Genomic DNA, 17,624 nt, shown 5'->3' on the forward strand with positions numbered 1-17,624 from the left:
GGTTCATCAGGATCCCGTCTGTGCGAACCCGTTCGACGGCGCCAACGACGCCTGCCAGCGGCTGTAGAGATCGCGAATACCGGCCTCCAGCTCGATGCGGGGATGCCATCCCATAGCCTCCATCTGCGACGAATCCAGCAGCTTTCGCGGCGCTCCGTCCGGCTTCGACGTATCGAAATCCACGGAACCCCGATAGCCCACGATCCTGGCAACCAGGAGCGCAAGGTCATGGATGGAAATCTCCGCACCGGAACCGATATTGATGTGGCTGGCCGAGGCATAGTTTTTCATCAGAAAGACACAGGCATCCGCAAGATCGTCCACGTGGAGAAATTCGCGCCTGGGACTTCCCGTGCCCCATACGACGGCCCTGGGGCTGCCCATCGCTTTGGCCTCATGCATTTTGCGTATCAACGCCGGCAGAACATGGGCCTGCTGCAAATCGAAATTATCATTCTGCCCGTAGAGATTGGTTGGCATGGCTGTAATGAAGCATTGTCCGTATTGACGCGCATAAGCCTCCGCCAGTTTCAGCCCCGCGATCTTGGCAATCGCATAGGCCTCATTCGTCGGCTCAAGGCTTCCTGTCAGCAATGCCTGCTCTTCCATGGGCTGGTCAGCATATTTCGGATAAATGCAGCTTGACCCAAGCCATAGGAGTTTCTCCACATCAAGCCGGTGCGCTGCATGCATGATATTCATGGCGATCATGGTATTCTCGTAGAGGAAATCTGCGGGATGGTGGGCGTTCGCCAGGATTCCGCCCACGCGCGCCGCAGCGATGAAAATGACGTCCGGTCGCGCCACCGCCATCCATTCCTCTGTCTCGCGCTGACGTGTCAAATCGAGCTCGGCGTGATCGATCGTGATGAGGCGGCATTCTTCCCGTCTCAACCGCCGCACCAGAGCGGAGCCTACCATGCCGGTGTGTCCGGCAACCCAGACCCGCTTGCCCCGAAGCGCGAAATTGTGCCGGGACACCTCAACCATAGAAGTCATTGCGGCTTTCTTCCCGCATGATCGTCCGCATATCCGATTCAACCATTTCCGATACGAGATCTTCAAAAGCGGTGGTGTGGCTCCAGCCCAGCTTGATGCGGGCCTTTTCCGGGTTCCCCAACAGCAGGTCAACTTCCGCCGGCCTGAAATAGCGTGGATCGATCTCGATGATTTCCTTGCCGCTCTTGCGGTCGTAGCCGATTTCATCAACGCCGGTACCGCTCCATTCAATGGATTTTCCGACGGTTGAAAACGCTCGTTCGACGAATTCGCGCACCGTGTGGGTTTCACCCGTTGCCAGCACATAATCGTCGGGATCATCCTGCTGGAGAATACGCCACATCCCATCGACATAATCGCGTGCATGGCCCCAATCGCGCTTGGCCTCAAGGTTTCCCAGACGAAGCTTGTCCTGCAATCCACGCTCAATCGCAGCGACGGCACGCGTGATTTTCCTGGTCACGAACGTCTCACCGCGGATCGGGCTTTCGTGGTTGAACAGGATGCCGTTTGAGGCGTGAAAACCATAGGCTTCCCGATAATTGACCGTTATCCAGTAGGCATAGAGCTTGGCCACCGCATAGGGGCTGCGGGGATGAAACGGCGTGCCTTCATGCTGAGGCGCCTCAATGCTTTTGCCGAAGAGCTCCGATGTCGAGGCCTGATAAAAACGGCAGGTCTTTTCGATCTTCATGATGCGCATCGCCTCCAGCAGGCGCAAAGTACCCATCGCGTCCGCATTGGCCGTGTATTCCGGCGTTTCGAAGCTGACCTGCACATGGCTTTGCGCTCCGAGATTGTAAATCTCGTCAGGCTGGATTTCCTGGACCACCCGGCAAAGGTTGGTAGCGTCCGTCAAATCACCGAAATGCAGATGAAACCGGACATCGTCATCATGCGGATCCTGATAGAGATGGTCGATGCGGGCCGTATTGAACGACGACGATCGACGCTTCAGTCCGTGCACGATATAGCCCTTTTTTAGGAGAAACTCGCTGAGATAGGCTCCATCCTGTCCCGTAACCCCAATGATCAATGCCGTTTTCTCAGTCATTCGCAATTCCCGTCCGTGTGTCCTTGAAGTGTGGTGACAAACGCATTGCCATGCCGAATTCCATCATGGAGAAACCCGCCCATCAGCAATGGATGGAAGCCAAGTATAGGTGGCGACATCGAATAGACACTTCGGGAATAGGGATAGGAATGCTGATCGAAAACGGCGATTCCGCCATGTGACGGCCGATAATGGCAAGACGGCATGCACGTCTGTCCGCCTCACCCTCTCCAGAAGGCGTAGGGGCTTAAGCCCCGCCAGGACCGCCTGTAGTGCGTTTGTTGATCTTGCTTGCGCGCCGCCACCTGCGAAACTTCATTCCTAGCTTTGCCTGCGGCCATACAAACGGCCCGGGCATAGGAAGGATCCGGAATGAGAATCGTTTTCGCAAACCGCTATTTCCTGCCCGATCAATCGGCCACAAGCCGCATGGTATCCAGCCTGGCGTCCGCGCTTGCGCACCACGGCTTCGACGTCACGGCAATTGCAAGCCGCACACTTCACGACCATTCGGGTGTCGTTCTTCCGGCGGAAGAGATGATTGCCGGCGTTGCAGTGAAACGGCTTTGGGCCACCCGGTTCGGACGCCATCACCTGGCAGGAAGGATCGTTGATTATCTGACATTCCACATATCGGTTTTCATATGGTGCCTGAGGTATCTTCGCTCCGGCGACTTGTTCGTCGTTTGCACCGATCCGCCCTTGCTGTCGGTGACGACCGCCCTGCCGGCCTTGTGGCGCAACGCCCGGATAATAAACTGGGTCATGGATCTTTTCCCCGAAGTCGCCATGGAACTGGAGATGCTTTCGAGTAAAGGCATACCGGGGAAGATCAGCAAAATGCTGCGCAACTGGTCTATGCGCAAGTCGACCATGATTGTCTGCCCGACCGAGATGATGGCGTCCTATTTGCAAGGCAGTGGCATTCCGGGCGATCGGATTCGTGTCATGCACCATTGGTCGGATGGCAGCGAAATCTATCCGATTCCACGATCAGACAATGGCCTGAGACGGCACTGGGGACTGCAGGATAAATTCGTCGTTGGTTATTCCGGCAACTTTGGGCGGGCACATGACTTTACCACCCTTATTGAAGCGGCAGCCCTGTTGAAAGACGACAACGATATACAGTTTCTCCTAGTCGGGGGCGGGCAGCAGCGGGCACGTATCGAGGAAATTGCCCAGAAGCGTCAGTTGAAGAACATCCTGTTCAAGCCATTACAGCCACCGGAAAATATTTCGGAAAGCCTGAGTGCCGCCGACGCCCACATTGTCTCGCTCATTCCCAGGCTTGAGCATTGCATTGTCCCGAGCAAGTTTTACGGCATTCTGGCAGCTGGCCGCCCCACGCTCTTCGTTGGAGCACCCGATGGGGAAGTGGCAAACGTGATTGCGTCAACCCGGTGCGGAGAGGCCGTTGAAATCGGCGAAAGTCAAAAGCTTGCGGGCCTGATCGTCCAGCTGAAAAACTCCCCCCAGCAATGCACCCAGATGGGGTGCAACGCCCGGGACTTGCTGGAAACGGTCTATTCGCGGGACAACGCAGTGCAGTCATGGTCCGACGTCATGTCTGCGTTTCAGCAACCGGGTACGGATCCGTTGAGGTCCACCATTTTTAGGTCAGCATGATGGGTGGAACAGTTGTCGTCAGTCAGTTGGGCGCGCGAATGCATTATGCCGTCCCCCGCATACTCGCCGCGCAAGGCCGGCTTGCGCATTTTTACACGGACATCTGCGCGACCGATAGCTGGCCCCGCGTGATCAACACCGTGCCCCGATCGATGCTCCTGCCATCCCTCAAACGCTTGATCGGCCGCGTACCCAAAGGTGTGGCGCCAGACCTGACCTCGACCTTTCCCGCATTCGGCGTCATCTCGGCAATCCGCCGGCTCCGAGTTAAAAATGTGATTGAACAGACAAAGCATGCCGTTTGGGCTGGCACCCATTTCTCACAACTGGTGGCATCCAGCGGATTTCATGGAGCAGCCGGCCTCTACGCTTTCAGCGGCGATGCTCTCGAGCAAATGCAGGCGGCCAAAGCACAGGGCATGTGGACGGCCGTGGAACAGATGATCGCGCCGCGCCAGGTCGTTGAAGAACTTGTTCAACAGGAACAACGCAGTTTTCCCGACTGGGCAGGGAAATATGAAGTGAACCGCTATGCGCAAACCTTCGCCGCACGTGAGAAGGCCGAATGGGCGCTTGCGGACATCATCATCTGTCCGTCCGAATTTGTACGCCGCAACGTCGTCGCTTCCGGCGGACCCTCTGATCGATGCGTCGTCGTACCCTATGGCATCGACTCTGAATTCGAAGACCGCAAGACCATTCGAACGGATGGTCCCCTGCGTGTGCTGACCGTCGGCGAGGTGGGATTGCGCAAGGGATCGCCCTACGTGGCCGAGGCGGCAAGGCTGGTTGGACCATCCGCACAGTTCCGCATGGCCGGGCCAACGATACTGTCGGCTGACATCCGGCAGAAGCTGGCTGCCGTAGTGGAACTGCGTGGCATCATACCTCGGTCGGAGATGATAAAGGAATATCAATGGGCGGACGTCTTCCTTCTCCCCTCGATATGTGAAGGCTCCGCCACTGCGATCTACGAGGCGCTCGCCGCAGGTTTGCCGGTCATTTGTACCGAGAACGCCGGAAGCGTCGTCAGGGATGGGATAGACGGCTTCATCGTTCCTATCCGCGATAGCAGCGCGATCGCAGACGCACTCCTGCGGCTTGCAAAAAATCCGGCGTTGCGTGCCCGGATGTCGAGCCAGGCAAAGGAGCGGGCTTCCGAATTCACCGTCGAGCGCTACGGCCAGCGGCTTATGGACGTTCTGGCTCCCCGTCTTCAAAAACAATTCGCGGTGGAACGATAGGTATGGAAATTCACCCCATGCAGCCTTTGTCTGAATGGACACCAAGCAGGAGAGTTCCGATATGCGTATAGTTCATATCATTTCTTCCATTGATCCTGCGCACGGCGGCCCACAGGGCGGGTGCATCCGTTTGGCAGCGGCACAGTCCAACCAGGGCCATGATGTTCATATCGTCAGTTATGGGGGGCCGGACATACAGAGGCGAGCTTTCAAGGCCGCAGATACTGTCCCGCATTTCGCTTCGATAAAGTGGCATTTGCTGGCGGATCCGGATATGAAAGAGCGCATTCTTTGCCTGCAGGGGCGTAAGCAATTGCAGGCAATTCTGGACACGGCATCCTTCGTCCATGTCCACGGTGTCTGGGAGCCGTTGCTCAAGGTGGCGGCAAAAATCGCGCATGGCAAAGGCATTCCATATTGCGTGCAACCGCACGGAATGCTCGACGTGTGGAGCTTGAAACAGAAGGCCTTCAAAAAGCGGATTGCCTTGCTTTTGGGTTATCGCGCAATGCTGAACAACGCCAAATTCATACTGGCGCTGAATGCAGACGAAGCGCAACTGCTGAAACCGCTCGAACTCGCATCGCCCAATCTCATCATTCCCAACGGGGTCTTTCTGGAAGAGTTCGAAGAGCTTCCCTCGCACGGGTTCTTCAAGGAGCGTTTTCCGCTGATCGGCAACAAACGCGTCATTTTATTTCTATCGCGGCTTCATACCAAGAAGGGGCTGGATGTCCTGGCAACGGCTTTCGCCCGCATCGCTAACTCCTATCCCGATGTCGATCTTGTTGTGGCAGGTCCGGATGGTGGCGCGCGCGACGCGTTCATCAATCTAGTCGGGCAGTTGCACCTGAACGACCGCGTTCATTTGGTTGGCGGCCTTTATGGCAAGGACAAGCTGCGCGCCCTGGTTGATGCCACCTGTTTTTGCCTGCCAAGTCGCCAGGAAGGCTTCAGCGTCGCCATTCTAGAAGCGCTTGCGTGTGGATTGCCGGTGGTCATCAGCGACGCCTGTCATTTTCCGGAAGTCCGGTCAGCCCGCGCCGGCGCGGTTGTAACCCTTGCCCCGGATGACGTCGCATCTGGTCTTTGCGATATTCTCAGCGACGCCGGAATGGCACATGCAATGGGCCGAAACGGCCGTCAGCTCGTTCGCGACCAATATACCTGGCCGCAGATCGCCGCATCGACGATCAATGGCTATATGGGAAGCATTCGCCCAACGCTGCCGGCCTCGTAACACGGCATATGGCGGGGTTCACACCGGACCGCCACGCCGTGGCCTGACCGGTTTCGCCGGATTGCCGACATAGATCGTCCACGGATCCAAGGCGCGCGCGGCCACGGCTCTCGCACCAAGGACAGCGCCCTCCCCGATGACGACACCGGGGCCGACAAAGGCTTCTGCAGCCACCCAGGCGTTCGCCTCGATGATGATGGATCGGCTGGTCAGCGGAAAATCACTGTCATCGACGTCATGGGTGCCGGTACACAAATGGGCACGCTGCGAGACGATCGCAAAATCCCCGAACGTTATTTCGGCGACATTGTAACAAAGCACACCTGGCCCCATTGACGCGTGCTGTCCCATCACAAGATTGCCGGGCCACCAAATCCGCGCACTGCCGCGAACAATCGCCGTGGGGTGAATCCGTGCCCCAAAGCGCCTCAGCAACCAGATGCGCCAGCGGCTGCACGGCGAAGGGGTCCAAGCTGCCAGCAGGGTCCAGCAGATCATCCAGCTCAATCGCATCAGCCGGAATCGCAGCGCGAAAGTCGCACCGCCGAAACGAGGCAATGGCTCTCCTGATGTATCCAAGGCTGTATCGGCAAAACGTGATCGCATCGCATTATCTCCCTTAAAACATTGCCTCAGCCGTTCAGCTGTCGATCCGACCATCCAGGTTTAGTGTGATACGACCGGGCGAAGATACAGAGGCGCCGACATGACATGAGATTGCACAGGTGGCGCTTGGGATGCTGGACGCCGCGCCCATGTGAGGGCGGGTACCAGGAAAATCAGCATATGCACCCACACAATCAGCGCCCAATCCGTCTGATGGGAAATGGCATGCATGGCGGGGACGATCGACAGCATGTAGACAATCTGGGCCGTCGTCGCGCCGGCATTGGCGGAGACCCACAATCTTCGGACGATATAGGACAGAAGGAGAAATTTGAGGGCGCCAAAGTACCAGAAGGACTGAAAAGCGTCAGCCATTCCTGTTTCAGTAGTACCGGTCAAAGGATTGTACTCGCGCCCCAGAGAGGGAAGTGTTGCCATCAGCGCGGTTTTGAACTTGTCGCCAAAAATCTGCGCGGGAACATAATTGAAGACAAGGCGATTCCAGTGGAACAAGCCATAGTCGAATTCCAGTGACATATCCGTGTTGTAAACGCGCAATATGGCATTGCGCATTTCCGGTCCGCCGTTCTTCAGCAGATTGTCGAAATTGGATGTGATATCGATCCGGGAGATATCCCCCCAGATGGGTCCCGAGTTGGCGCGTGTTATGTCGCGATAATCGCTCATCGAGCTCATCAGCAACATTCCCATCACAATGCCGATGATAGCGAATGCCCGCGGCACAACCCATGATCTTTGGAACCAATATGCCAGCACGAAGATCGCAATCAGTTCTACCGCTTCAGCCCGCTTGCCGGTCACCACTATCCGGTCGAGATAGAATACGAGATCCACGGCAATGATGATGGCAGCCATCCAGGAAACGCGGCGTGCGAAACATAGCGCAGCAATAGCAAGGCCATAGCTCATGAACCGGGCAAAGAACAGCCATGCCACCGGAGCGCCGCTCATCTGCACGCCGACCGAAACGTCTCCGGGTAATCGGCTCAGTTTGTAGTAGAAATATGCGCCCGTAACCGACAGAAGCAATGAAACAATCAGGAGCTTCCTTTCTTCAAAGGACTGTTGAAGGAAGCGAAGCGGCTGCGCATTCTCCGACCACCCGAGCCAGCACATGATGAGGCAAAGAATCGAGAATGCTATCGTCTTGACATAAGCCCCTTGCGGGAGGAACGGGTCAGCAGCGAGCGCCGGAATCTGCGGCAGGATAAAGCTGAATGTAATGACGCCGACCAGAAACGGAAACTGGTAAAGCCTTTCGCGCTGCAGGAGGCCCCAGCCGATCAGCCAGAGAACGGTAACGAGCATAAGCCATGTGAAAAGCCAGTTCATGCCAACATTCCCATGGCAAAGGTCCGGGCATCGCGTTCGCCGCGATCTTTCCACAATGAGGAGCGCAAGACATACCAGAGGCTCTTCGGGTACTCCTTGAAAATCTGAATGCCGTCCTGCTCGACCGCGATCCGCCACATGGGAACGTCGGGCTCAACAGGAACCGATTGCCATTGGATATTGAACGCGATCTGTTTGAAACTGTTCAGGGCGCGGCGGGAATGAAACCAGCTGGTGACAAGAATAGCTTTGCGCACCTGCATGCGTTGCAGGATGGGATTGGAGAAAAGCGCGTTCTCCCACGTGTTTCTTGACTGGCACTCAACCGTGATTGATCCGGTATCGACGCCAAATTCCAACAGGGATTTGCGTATCCAGTAGCAATCGCCGTCGCCGGTTATCAGAATTTTCTGCGCCATGCCAGCTCGCCACAAGCGCGCGGCCTGTGCGGCGCGAGCAGGCCCGTCCCCGCCCAGAACAACAATAATGTCCGCCCGGGTTGCCGGGTTGCGCACGCTCAGCAGCGTGTTGGCGAATACAATTGCCAGAGGATAGCTGCACAGGGCAAACAGTCCCAGGAAAAGGATGGCGGCGAACCTCCAGCGGCGAACCAGACCACCGCGTCGACGCTTCGAGATGGAAGCTGGCAGCGGCGTCATATCGAAAGACCATGTTCGCGGCGGCGCTGCTCCTGAATCTTGATCACAATCATGTACTCGTAAGCGGCAATAAGCCGGCAATAATGGTAGCCTTGCCATCCATCCAGGAATCCGCCTCGCAACAGATACATATAGACAAAGCGGGCCGCTGGACGGAACGGCACCCGATAGGACAGTTCCTTGAGCGCTCTGCGGCGAGCTTCAGGAGCCGGGCTGAAAAAGTCCTTCCATGGGATGCCTCTGTCGCGCAGGATCTGCAGCGACTCCTTCGCCTCAAAACCGGAATACCTGTTGTGTTTGTCAAACCAGGCAGTCAGGCCCTTGCTGAAACTGTAGTGGATGAAATGGGAGTTCAGCCGTCCCGTGGGACCGTCACCCACGCAACGCGAATGGCACTCGCGCTCATATCTCACCCGCTCCGGGCGGCACAGCCGCGTTATCCATGTCGGATAAAGACTGCTGTGCTTGACCCAGCGTCCCATGAACATGTTCTTGTAGCGGACGCGGAAAAGTGCCTCCGGCCGGTCTGGATCACGCGCTATCGCCAGCATTTCGTCGCGTAGATCATCAGGCGTAATTTCGTCCGCGTCCGGCATGTAGACCCACGGATGCTTGAACTCTATTTCCTTGAGGCCGTACATGCGCTGCTTGGTTTCAGTTTCATATTTGTGCTGATAAATCCGCGCGCCTGCCTTTCGGGCTATTTCGAGCGTTTGATCGGTGCTGAAGGAATCCAGAATGACGATGTCGTCACACCAGGACAGTGATGCCAGACAGGCCGGAAGACTTGCTTCCTCATTTAGCGTCATGATCAGGACAGATACTGACACGTGAACACTCCATTCGTAGGTGCTAAACCGGGTCCGACAATATGCCGGGTTTCGGTTGCGCCGATTGATGATTTGTGCCGAAGTTCTTGCTCGCCTCCGCGCGGAGAAGAACTGGCGAAACAGGATTGAGCTGGCCCATAGTTACCGGACGCATACGGACGGTGTTGCTGGTGCCATTCGACATGAAGACAAACGCCGAATGAATGGCGACCGGTATGAACAGTCCAAATGTCATGAGGTAATTGGAGGCTCCCAACAGAACACCGACGGCCCCGACGCCACCGCAGATCGCAGACGATGCCACAATGATGTTTGTGGTCATCGCGTGGGAATGCGACCTGTCCAGCAGCAAGTGATGCAGATGCCAGCGATCAGCCGTTAGCGGATTGCGCCCCGCATGCAGCCTTCTCACGATAAGACTGATGGTATCTGTGACCGGCACAATGACGATCCAGAGCAAGACAGGAAAGGCAATCTCGCTCTGCCGCGACAAAGTGATGATCAAATAGGCAATGGCTGCACCCAGCGCTGTACTGCCAGCATCGCCAAGGAATATTTTGGCCCGTGCAGACCAGGGGCTTCGCATGTTGAATAGAAGAAAACCGCAAACCGCAGCGAGAAGAACAAGGCCGGAAACGCCCAGTTCTCCAAGTCCCTTATAAAACGAAAGCAGACTTATCCAGAAAAGGGCAGCTGCAGCACAACCACCTGCAAGTCCATCCACGCCATCAATCATGTTCCATGAATTGACCAGCCCAATAACGAACAGAATAGCAATGATTGTGAGGACAGGCAGCGCTGAACCAATAAGCGCCAGCGGCAGCATGTTTGCTACATAGATACTCGGTGCTGCCAGCGGGATTATCAGAATGGCGCTTGCCAAGAATTGCACAACGAGCCGCGTTCGCGCCGAAAGTTCCGTTCGATCGTCCATCACGCCGATGCCCAGGATTATCAGAATCCCGATCCAGAAACTGACCGGAAAAGGCGCTACGCCTCGGGAGAAAAGACTGACCAGAAAAAATGCGGAAAAGATCGCGATCCCGCCACACAACGGAACAACGTTTTCGTGTTGTTTTCGGCTATCCGGATAATCGACGAGCGCCAATGTATGGGAAGCCTTTTTGAGAAATTCTATAAGCAATACCGTCATTGACAGCGTTGCAAAACAGCTGGTGAACCAGAACAACAAGGTCTACCCCCACTTGGTCGTGCATTCACCAATGCCAAGTGTCATCACCTTCATTGTTGACGTGAATGCTTTTCCCAAAAAGGTAGCGCGACGCTCGAACCAATTCCATTTAGGAGAAAAGACGAGAAGGTCCGCCTGAAGTATGAGGTAGCATGGACCTTTTGAGTACGGTCACAAACACGGGTGCCATCATTTCTGCCCGGCACCGCATTTCCTTCACATACTTCGCGAGCAAGGCCTACTAAAGCTTTGGTATAACAAGCCTATCAGACTATATTTCCCCCGCAGGTAAAAACTTTGAACTACCGGAACTATGACCTCGGCCTGAATAAGCAAACTATCTGGCCTATCTGAAACAGCTCCAAATAATCAATCTTCGTAGTCAAGTCACGCCCGCGTCACTCTCAAATAACTAAGTTAATCTTTATTAATGCCATATATGCATTTCCACGTAGATCAATCTTATTGATTACTTGGGTAAAAAATAACAGAAAAAACAAAAAACTTGCAGGTCTATTCCTGCCAAAAATGGGGGCAAGTATGAACGGTAATGTACCTTTTAATATAAGTGAATGCGTGACCTACGAACCCGGAAAGAACTTTGAAAGCAAATCTGAAAATGCCATCTTCATTTATGCTGAAACGGGGGTCGTCTTTCAAGGACTTGTGAAGTCACTGGAAAGAACATTCGCTGATATTCGGATAACACTGTCGAGTTTTCTGCCGGACTCCCAGGACCCCGACATGGGCGTTGGATTGGTCCTTTTGCAGACCGAGCTGATCACCGACCTCCCGGATTGTATTGAACGCTGCAGGACATGTTTTCCGAATGCATCCATCACGCTCATGATCAATGGCGACGGATTTGCATCGCAGGGGTTGAACAGGTTGTTCTGCGACCGAAGAATCCAGGGACTGCTTCCGTTTACCTTGAAGCTCGACATCTGGCTGGCTGCCATATGGCTGCTGCTCAATGGCGGTGAATATTACCCATACGGTGCCATGCAATCGCTGGAAAAACTGGCGAAGGACGGCCACGCCCGCCATCCACAACCGTCACTGGTGGAGGGTAAAAGGGGACCGATGTCCGGCACCAAGCCAATCGATACATTGACGTTGCGCGAACATCAAATTCTCGAGCTTCTCTCCGAAGGGCTGCAAAACAAGACCATCGCTGACCGGCTCAGCCTTTCCGACCACACGGTCAAAGTCCATGTTCACAATCTCATTCGGAAGCTCAAGGTGCACAACCGCACACAGGCCGCGGCAGTATACCGTAATCACCTTGATCATGAATCTCTGCAATCGGCCTTCAGCCGCAATACCGAGCGAGCCTTCAGCCGCAATACGGAGATAACGGAATTAATGATCAATATCTGAAGGAGAGCGCCGTGAACCGGCCTGTCTCAGAATGACATGGCGCTCTTCGGATTGTTCAGCCCAACCGAACCCATCCCCACGCAACAAATGTCGGATGTTGGCTTATGAACCTGCTTTCTCCGCCGGCGGCGGGCCGTCAAACGACCTTGACCATCGACATTGTGCATGCCCTGCGCCGCGGCCGGGCCATACACAATGTCGATGCGAGTTGGATGAGCGGGCTTGGCGCGCATTCGTCAACGGCGATACGCACTGACGCGGAGTACTCCCCAACATTGCCGACATCACTCAATGTGAATATATTTCCAGTATCTTTGGTATATAAGCACTATATTTTGTATTCATATATTTATGGAAAATCATAAATATGTGAATACCAAATAATTTAAAAATAAAATACAATGAATCAATAAAATTGACTTATTTATAATTGATTCGTTATATCACCCATTCGCGCCCAGCTTGAAGCAATCCAAGGCCGAACGCATTTTATATCAAAATCAACCATTTCGGGGTAATTTTAAGCTCATCATACATCATTGGGTGAAATGACGACCACCCTGCTTAATTCCAATTTATTACGACTTAGGTTGATAATTACTATAGAGAACTACTGCAAGCTATAGTAGATTTGATTGCGAGGACAGGAAGTAAACAACAATAATACGCATCTCTAATCATAAATAAGGGTGACATACGGGGGCTTTAGCCATCATGCGGTTGACGGTTTTAGGAGAGGCTACGGTTAGTATCGGCGGGCACTTGGTCCCGCGCGCACCTACGAACTTCCTGCGCATTGTCACCTACATCCTCCTGGAGAGCAACCGCCACTCGGTATCGCGCGCTAAACTGGCACAAATACTCTGGTCGGAAACCGACCAGGCCCATGCCAGCATGAACTTACGTCAAAGCCTCGCGCGCATTCGCAGATTTCAGGAACAATTCGGCATCACCCTGATTGAAAGCGATGCTGCCTATGTCAGGCTCAATCTAGCCTCCGTCAGTCAAGGCCTTCTCGAAATAGACCTTGTCGAGTTTTTCAACTGTGCCGAACAAGGAGGCCCGGAATCCGCCCTCAAGATTTCCGAACTTTATCACGGCGATCTTCTGGCGCAGAATGAACCAGACAACTCTGATTTCGATGAATGGCTGGATATCAAACGCGCTAAACTTCGTGACGACGTGATCCTTACTCTACGGTCCGGTCTTGATCTGCCCCATTTCAATATTGATGAGAAGCGGCAATGTGCACGCAAGCTGATCGAAATCGATCCCTACCAGGAGATGGGCTATCGCACGCTCATGCAAACTGCATCCCAACTCGGGATGATCACAATGATCGAGAGAACCTTCCGGGAATGCGCTAAAAAATTACGCGATGACCTGGATATCGATCCAGAGGCCGAAACAATCGAGCTTTACCAGAATCTCCATTCGAAACGATCTCTCAACCTGCCGCAAGTTGTCAGTCATGCACCGCTGCTGGGGTCTTTGTCTCTCAATGATGTGGACCATCACCGGTCGTATTTTCTTCAGCCGTCAAATACGCTCGAATTATCGAAGCAACCCATACTGCCAAAAATCATTGTATTGTATCTGCCGCAAAGCCTTGCAGACCCCATGGAGCAATTGGCCGCTTCTCTGGTTGACGATATCACGATAGGACTATGCCGGTTGCGTACACTGTCAGTGGTTGCGCCCTACACGTCCATCCGGGTTGTCACGGAATCCAGCATCAATGGCTTTTCTGACCTTCACGAACAATTGGGTGTGGACTTTGTTTTCGACAGCAGGCTCATGCGCGGCGATGGCTTTTGTTTCCTGTCGGTAAAACTCATCAACACGCGTACGCGGGAGATCGTCTGGGCGGAAAAGCAGAAATTTGATTATACATTGCCCGAACAGCAGTACCGCCATCTGTCCATGCGCATCGTTCTATCCATCGTTTCCACCATCGAAAGAGAAGAGCTGGATCGCTACAACAGGCTGATTCAGAATCCCGATGCCTATTACTGGTACCTTGTCGGCAAGCGAGAGATCGACAGCCTGGACCTTACAAAAGTCCGCACGGCGCGGGACGCTTTCAAGAACGCCTTGACCGCAGCGCCAGACTTTGTGCCGGCGCTGAGCGGTGTCGCGCGAACGATGCAGCGCGAATGGCTTGTTCTGGCGCGCAATGAAAAGGATATTCTGCTCGAGGGCGAGCAGATCGCCAAGAAAGCCGCGCCAAACGACCCGGATGACGAGCGCCCTTTGCGTGAGCTTGGCACCATCAATATGTATCTTGGCAAGTATGACGAAAGTCTGGAATATTTTGATCAGAGCGAAGCGCTCAACCCGCAACACGCCGACCTTCTTGCCGATTATGCCGATGCCTTGACCCATTCCGGCGAGCTTGAGTTGGCTCTCAGCAAAATCCAGCATGCGATCGCTTTAAACCCGCTGGCACCGGATTATTACTATTGGGTCGGCGCAGGCACCTTTCACTATCTCGATCGTTATGCCGAGGCCATCGCGTTTATTCAGAAGATGAAAAACCCACGAGCGGCAGCCCGCTTGATGGCTGCGTGCTGTGCAAGATTGGGTGAACACGAACAAGCCGCAGAATACAGAAACTATGCTCTGCAAGATAACCCGTCGTTCCGAATTGATGAATGGGTAAAGTCGATGAGCCTCAGAGTGCCTGCCCACCGTAGGATGTATGAAGAATCTTTACGCGAAGCGGGATTCCAGTGACAAAACGTCCAATCCAAACAGGGGAAAACATGCATGGAAAAGTATTTTATCATCGGGGAAGCCGGGACTGATGAACTTTGGCTTGTTAACACGAGCGAAAACCGTGTTGAGAAGTTGAGCGGCATTGCCGCAGGACCCGTTATCGAAACAATCAATACAGCTCGGAAAAACGGATTGACGCTCATCAAGGGCATAAGTATCGCGATCGCCACAAATAGCCGAACGGGCGCGGATGTGAAAATGTCAGTTACTGACCCGACAGTTAAGTAAAATAGAAATGTCGTTGGATAAGAAAGCTCATCAATAATAATGAATTGATCTAGAAACGAATCAACGTACGGTTGCTATGTGGTTCTCCTTCATGGAAAGGTTACTCGCATGGCAAAGTTTTACATTATCGATGAGCCCGAGACAGACACGCTTTGGCTGGTCAATCTGGAAGAAAAAACCGTTGAGAGTCTTGATCGGAGCATGATTGAATGCTCTGGATCGGTCGGACACGACTTCATAAAGACTATAAATAACCGTTCAGAAAACATAATGATTACTGAAGGTTACAGGAACGGACCATCAGAAAGACTATCGTCCGCGAGCCCCTTGCAATAGGCTGCGCTATTCCAGAGGATCATCGCATTTATCGATATGGTCACGATGATATCGGTTCGCTGGAGTAACAATGGAGCAATTGGCCGAGACTTCAATTCTGGATAGGCTGGCGGCGGACGAAGTGAATCTTTGTTCCGCCGCCAATGTGGAACATCAGTCTTCGACAAGATTGATGGACGCAGATTTGACGGTGCAGAAATTGCGCCCGTATTTTTCCCGTTTGGGTATTGTCCGGCTGGCAGAGACAACAGGGCTGGACCGGATAGGAATCCCCGTGTGGATGGCGGTTCGCCCGAACAGCAAGACCTTGGCGGTAAGCCAGGGCAAGGGGATCACCACAGCTCACGCGCGCGCTTCCGCTGTGATGGAGGCAGCTGAGATTGCTATAGCCGAAAACATTCCGCTCGCGTCGATCAACGTCGCCCGCCGGGATTTACTGCATGCCGGCAAAGCAGTCTTTGACGGCCGGATGCTGGTCATGAAGGACGCTGATGAGCCTGCCTCCGACGCGGTTGATGAATGGCTCGAGGGCTATGACCTTCTGAAAAAAAGCAAGGTTTTCGTTCCGAGAGAACTCGTATCACTGGATTTTACATCGGCGCGAAAGTCTCGCCATTACTGCCAGTCAACCGATGGCCTTGCCTCGGGCAACTGCCTGCTTGAAGCTGTTATTCATGGCCTGTGCGAGCGGGTTGAACGCGATGCCACCGAATTATGGCGTTTCAAGCGAGACGGCGCAGTCCATGCCCAATGCGTTGACCCCGCCGTGTTCTCAGATGCCGGCATCACTTGGCTGGCGGAGAGGATTGCGCAGGCGGGTTTTCTGCTGCGTCTTTTCGATATTCGTTCCGATATTGACCTTCCGGTATTCATGGCAACCATCAACCCCGTCGCACGGAAGGGCACCTATCTGCATTTCGATCTTGCTGCGGGTTATGGTTGCCACCTGTCGCCGCGCGTGGCCGCCATGCGGGCGATCACCGAAGCGGCCCAGACGCGTATCACCAATATTTCAGGCGCGCGGGATGATTTCGACCCCTCGGAATATGCACAGCGCCTCGCTCCCGACCTTGGTGTTTATATAAACGCAGAGCCAAGGGCTCATTGGCAGTTTGATGAACCGGTGCCGTCTCAGCGCGCTCGTCTCGATACTTATCTCGACCCTTTGCGCAAACGCGGTATCGGCAGTGTGATCGTTGTTCCGCTCGGCGGCGAAGAGTGCGGAATGTCCGTTTGCCGCGTCCTGATCAATGAGCTGGAAAGTCCGGCCGGCATACGCAAACATCGCTTTGGTGGAAGGGCGTTGAACGCCATGTTGCTGCAATGAAGATCCTGTTTGCAGGCCCAAGTCTTTCGGGAACCGAGTTTGTGCCGCTGCGCTCAAACGAAGACCGGTTGCTGTCCCATCTTTCATTGACATGTCGAGGCCCTGCGAAGTGTGGTGATCTCACCCGTGCGGTGGACGAAGGTTACAACGTGATCGGGTTGATCGACGGCCGATTTGAGGACGTTGCTGCGGTCTGGCACAAGGAAATACTGTATGCGCTTTCGCGCGGCGTTACGGTCCTCGGCGCAGCGAGCATGGGCGCGCTGCGCGCTGCCGAATGTCATCCATTCGGTATGATCGGTATCGGGGATGTTTTTGCGCGCTACGCTTTCGGCGGACTGGAAGACGACGCCGCAGTGGCACAAGTGCACGCGCCGGCCGAGTTTGGCTATACCGCCTTCACGGAAGCCATGGTCACTATAGATGCCACCCTGGATGCCGCATTGGCTGCGTCGGCGATCGTTCCCGAGGAACATGCGCTGATCCGCGACAAAGCCAATGCAGTGTTCTTCAAGGACAGGAGCTGGGCTTGTATATTCGACGTCCTGGCTTCCGATATCGCTCACGCCGCCGAACGGCTGAAACCTTTCATTCGCAATGTCAAAAGACAGGATGCACAAGCCTTGTTGAAAGTGCTGCTCGAAGGTAAACATCCGGACGAAGCCAAGAAGTCAGGGGAGCCTCTTACCGGCTGGTTGTTCAACGAAACGACGCAGTGGCAAAAACTCCGGGCTCAGCACTGAGGCGATCAACCGGGGCGGCAAAAAGC

The 17,624-nt window shown here is 54.3% G+C and carries 15 protein-coding genes; 8 read left to right on the forward strand and 7 right to left on the reverse strand.

The window, feature by feature from the left end; translation table 11 throughout:
- Positions 1-6 precede the first annotated feature (6 nt).
- Positions 7-999 carry a GDP-L-fucose synthase family protein gene (locus ACP7B1_RS15710; RefSeq protein WP_403184370.1) on the reverse strand — a complete coding sequence of 331 codons (993 nt, stop codon included), beginning with the start codon at positions 997-999 and terminating at the stop codon, positions 7-9.
- Entirely contained in the window at positions 983-2,053 is a 1,071-nt protein-coding gene (gene gmd / locus ACP7B1_RS15715) for a GDP-mannose 4,6-dehydratase (protein ID WP_403184367.1), read from the reverse strand. Before gmd ends, ACP7B1_RS15710 begins: the two co-directional genes overlap by 17 nt.
- 372 nt (positions 2,054-2,425) lie before the next feature.
- On the opposite strand from gmd, the gene ACP7B1_RS15720 reads away from it, so the two are divergent.
- The 3 genes from ACP7B1_RS15720 to ACP7B1_RS15730 are packed head-to-tail and all read left to right on the forward strand — an operon-like array spanning position 2,426 to position 6,166.
- Positions 2,426-3,682, forward strand: coding sequence for a glycosyltransferase family 4 protein (locus ACP7B1_RS15720; protein ID WP_426137080.1), 1,257 nt, complete (start codon positions 2,426-2,428; stop codon positions 3,680-3,682).
- Positions 3,682-4,926, forward strand: coding sequence for a glycosyltransferase family 4 protein (locus tag ACP7B1_RS15725; protein ID WP_426137081.1), 1,245 nt, complete (start codon positions 3,682-3,684; stop codon positions 4,924-4,926). Before ACP7B1_RS15720 ends, ACP7B1_RS15725 begins: the two co-directional genes overlap by 1 nt.
- Before the next feature lie 34 nt (positions 4,927-4,960).
- Positions 4,961-6,166 carry a glycosyltransferase gene (locus ACP7B1_RS15730; protein WP_426137082.1) on the forward strand — a complete coding sequence of 402 codons (1,206 nt, stop codon included), beginning with the start codon at positions 4,961-4,963 and terminating at the stop codon, positions 6,164-6,166.
- 18 nt (positions 6,167-6,184) lie between these two features.
- On the opposite strand, the gene ACP7B1_RS15735 is transcribed toward ACP7B1_RS15730, so the two are convergent.
- The 5 genes from ACP7B1_RS15735 to ACP7B1_RS15755 are packed head-to-tail and all read right to left on the reverse strand — an operon-like array spanning position 6,185 to position 10,806.
- Entirely contained in the window at positions 6,185-6,772 is a 588-nt protein-coding gene (locus tag ACP7B1_RS15735) for a putative colanic acid biosynthesis acetyltransferase (RefSeq protein WP_403184357.1), read from the reverse strand.
- Positions 6,773-6,832: 60 nt separating this feature from the next.
- Positions 6,833-8,125 (reverse strand): hypothetical protein, encoded by a 1,293-nt coding sequence (locus tag ACP7B1_RS15740; protein ID WP_426137083.1) that lies wholly within the window; start codon positions 8,123-8,125, stop codon positions 6,833-6,835.
- A complete protein-coding gene (locus tag ACP7B1_RS15745) occupies positions 8,122-8,883 on the reverse strand; it encodes a YdcF family protein (protein WP_426137084.1) in 762 nt (253 codons plus the stop codon). The genes ACP7B1_RS15740 and ACP7B1_RS15745 overlap by 4 nt, the downstream gene beginning before the upstream one ends.
- The gene (locus tag ACP7B1_RS15750) at positions 8,781-9,614 is read right to left on the reverse strand and encodes a glycosyltransferase family 2 protein (protein ID WP_403184351.1); all 834 of its coding nucleotides are present in this window, start codon (positions 9,612-9,614) and stop codon (positions 8,781-8,783) included. Before ACP7B1_RS15750 ends, ACP7B1_RS15745 begins: the two co-directional genes overlap by 103 nt.
- A 22-nt stretch (positions 9,615-9,636) precedes the next feature.
- Positions 9,637-10,806: an MraY family glycosyltransferase gene (locus ACP7B1_RS15755; RefSeq protein ID WP_229491289.1), complete on the reverse strand. Its 1,170-nt coding sequence runs from the start codon at positions 10,804-10,806 to the stop codon at positions 9,637-9,639.
- Between the two features lie 540 nt (positions 10,807-11,346).
- Here ACP7B1_RS15755 and ACP7B1_RS15760 point away from each other — a divergent pair.
- From ACP7B1_RS15760 to ACP7B1_RS15780, 5 genes are all read left to right on the forward strand, one after another.
- A complete protein-coding gene (locus ACP7B1_RS15760; protein ID WP_426137085.1) occupies positions 11,347-12,186 on the forward strand; it encodes a helix-turn-helix domain-containing protein in 840 nt (279 codons plus the stop codon).
- A gap of 714 nt (positions 12,187-12,900) precedes the next feature.
- Positions 12,901-14,922, forward strand: coding sequence for a BTAD domain-containing putative transcriptional regulator (locus tag ACP7B1_RS15765; RefSeq protein ID WP_426137086.1), 2,022 nt, complete (start codon positions 12,901-12,903; stop codon positions 14,920-14,922).
- 33 nt (positions 14,923-14,955) lie between these two features.
- Complete coding sequence (locus ACP7B1_RS15770) at positions 14,956-15,192, forward strand: hypothetical protein (RefSeq protein WP_426137087.1); 237 nt, start codon at positions 14,956-14,958, stop codon at positions 15,190-15,192.
- A gap of 406 nt (positions 15,193-15,598) precedes the next feature.
- Entirely contained in the window at positions 15,599-16,855 is a 1,257-nt protein-coding gene (locus ACP7B1_RS15775; RefSeq protein ID WP_426137088.1) for a YcaO-like family protein, read from the forward strand.
- Positions 16,852-17,598, forward strand: coding sequence for a TfuA-like protein (locus tag ACP7B1_RS15780; protein ID WP_426137089.1), 747 nt, complete (start codon positions 16,852-16,854; stop codon positions 17,596-17,598). The genes ACP7B1_RS15775 and ACP7B1_RS15780 overlap by 4 nt, the downstream gene beginning before the upstream one ends.
- The last annotated feature ends 26 nt before the right edge of the window (positions 17,599-17,624 follow it).

Source organism: Phyllobacterium sp. SL163 (assembly GCF_049896885.1).
Taxonomy (GTDB): Bacteria; Pseudomonadota; Alphaproteobacteria; order Rhizobiales; family Rhizobiaceae; genus Phyllobacterium; species Phyllobacterium calauticae.

What these genes read in the sequence shown, in the direction of transcription:
- ACP7B1_RS15710 (WP_403184370.1), bottom strand. Translation starts at nt 999, where the DNA reads ATGACTTCTATGGTTGAGGTGTCCCGGCACAATTTCGCGCTTCGGGGC.
- gmd (WP_403184367.1), bottom strand. Translation starts at nt 2,053, where the DNA reads ATGACTGAGAAAACGGCATTGATCATTGGGGTTACGGGACAGGATGGA.
- ACP7B1_RS15720 (WP_426137080.1), top strand. Translation starts at nt 2,426, where the DNA reads ATGAGAATCGTTTTCGCAAACCGCTATTTCCTGCCCGATCAATCGGCC.
- ACP7B1_RS15725 (WP_426137081.1), top strand. Translation starts at nt 3,682, where the DNA reads ATGGGTGGAACAGTTGTCGTCAGTCAGTTGGGCGCGCGAATGCATTAT.
- ACP7B1_RS15730 (WP_426137082.1), top strand. Translation starts at nt 4,961, where the DNA reads ATGGACACCAAGCAGGAGAGTTCCGATATGCGTATAGTTCATATCATT.
- ACP7B1_RS15735 (WP_403184357.1), bottom strand. Translation starts at nt 6,772, where the DNA reads ATGCGATCACGTTTTGCCGATACAGCCTTGGATACATCAGGAGAGCCA.
- ACP7B1_RS15740 (WP_426137083.1), bottom strand. Translation starts at nt 8,125, where the DNA reads ATGAACTGGCTTTTCACATGGCTTATGCTCGTTACCGTTCTCTGGCTG.
- ACP7B1_RS15745 (WP_426137084.1), bottom strand. Translation starts at nt 8,883, where the DNA reads ATGGCAAGGCTACCATTATTGCCGGCTTATTGCCGCTTACGAGTACAT.
- ACP7B1_RS15760 (WP_426137085.1), top strand. Translation starts at nt 11,347, where the DNA reads ATGAACGGTAATGTACCTTTTAATATAAGTGAATGCGTGACCTACGAA.
- ACP7B1_RS15765 (WP_426137086.1), top strand. Translation starts at nt 12,901, where the DNA reads ATGCGGTTGACGGTTTTAGGAGAGGCTACGGTTAGTATCGGCGGGCAC.
- ACP7B1_RS15770 (WP_426137087.1), top strand. Translation starts at nt 14,956, where the DNA reads ATGGAAAAGTATTTTATCATCGGGGAAGCCGGGACTGATGAACTTTGG.
- ACP7B1_RS15775 (WP_426137088.1), top strand. Translation starts at nt 15,599, where the DNA reads ATGGAGCAATTGGCCGAGACTTCAATTCTGGATAGGCTGGCGGCGGAC.
- ACP7B1_RS15780 (WP_426137089.1), top strand. Translation starts at nt 16,852, where the DNA reads ATGAAGATCCTGTTTGCAGGCCCAAGTCTTTCGGGAACCGAGTTTGTG.